General features: G+C 62.9%; 1 protein-coding gene. It reads right to left on the reverse strand.

The window, feature by feature from the left end; genetic code table 11:
- Positions 1-7: 7 nt before the first annotated feature.
- Positions 8-1186, reverse strand: a complete 1179-nt coding sequence (locus ACZ6YI_RS21800; protein WP_465780441.1) for an IS30 family transposase — start codon at positions 1184-1186, stop codon at positions 8-10.
- Between the last annotated feature and the right edge of the window lie 57 nt (positions 1187-1243).

A 1243-nucleotide genomic window follows, 5' to 3' on the forward strand; every position in this document is an offset into this window, starting at 1 on the left:
GGCGATCTCAACCGATCGATGCAACGGCTTGGTTGAGTACCTCGGCAGGGGTCTGGAAGTCGAGGGTCTGCCGGGGACGCTGGTTTAGCTCTTTCGCGATGGTATCGAGCTGGGCCTGGGTGTAGTGGTTCAGGTCCTGACCTTTGGGAAGATACTGGCGAAGCAGGCCGTTGGTGTTCTCATTGGATCCGCGCTGCCACGGGCTGTGCGGGTCGCAGAAGTAGACTTGCAGGTCCGTCGCGAGCTTGAAGCGTGCGTGCTGGTACATTTCCGCGCCGCGGTCCCATGTCAGGGAGCGCTTCAGCTCGGCGGGCAGCTTGCGGATATGCCTGGCCATGGCGTCAATGACCGTGGCGCTGTCTCGCGCGGGGATCTTTATCAGCATCACGAAGCGCGATCGACGCTCGACGAGCGTGACGATGTGCGAATTAACCGTGCCGGCGAGCAGATCACCTTCCCAATGGCCCGGTACCGCCCGGTCCTCGGCTTCCGACGGGCGTTCGCTAATCGTGAGGGCCTCTGGAATCGCGTTCCGGGCAATCTTTCGACCCTTGCCGTGTCGTCCCTGAGCTTGCGGGTAGCGCAGCATGCGTTTGGTGCGCAGATGATCAAGGAGCTGCTTTTTAAGCACTCCCCGGCTTTGGACGAACAGGCTGCGATAGATGGTCTCGTGGGACACACGCATACTTTCGTCGTCTGGATATCGGCGGGCAAGCCACCCGCTGATTTGCTGTGGCGACCAATGGTGGGCCAGCTTGTTAGCGACCAATTGCCGGAGGACACCGTGTCGGGCAAGCAAGCATGCCTTGGGGCGCTCGGCTCGCGCCCACGCCCGCTCATCGGCCTGAACGGCTCGATACCCATCACGGCCACCGTTGCGCCGTATCTCGCGGCTGACGCTGGACGGCGCGCGCCCCAGGATCAGCCCGATCTGACGCATCGACAGCCCCTGGCTCAAGCCTCGCGAGATCTCTTCGCGCTCAGCCAACCGAAGTGATCGGGCGGCTCGTTTACGCGTCGGCGGGGCCAAGCCTCCGGCCTTGACGATGATCGCGTGGACGGTGGTGCAATGCCGCTCAAGCGCCCTTCCGATGGCCCTGATGGGCTCCCCACCAAGCCACCGAGCCCAGATCTGCTCGCGCTCGGCTTTCGACACGTGACGCCATAACCGCACTGTTCTGCTCATGATGGCCACCTCCGTCCTGTTCAGACTACGGTGTTGCAACCACCCGTTGAGATCGCC

The organism is Luteibacter sp. NPDC104163 (assembly GCF_055584245.1).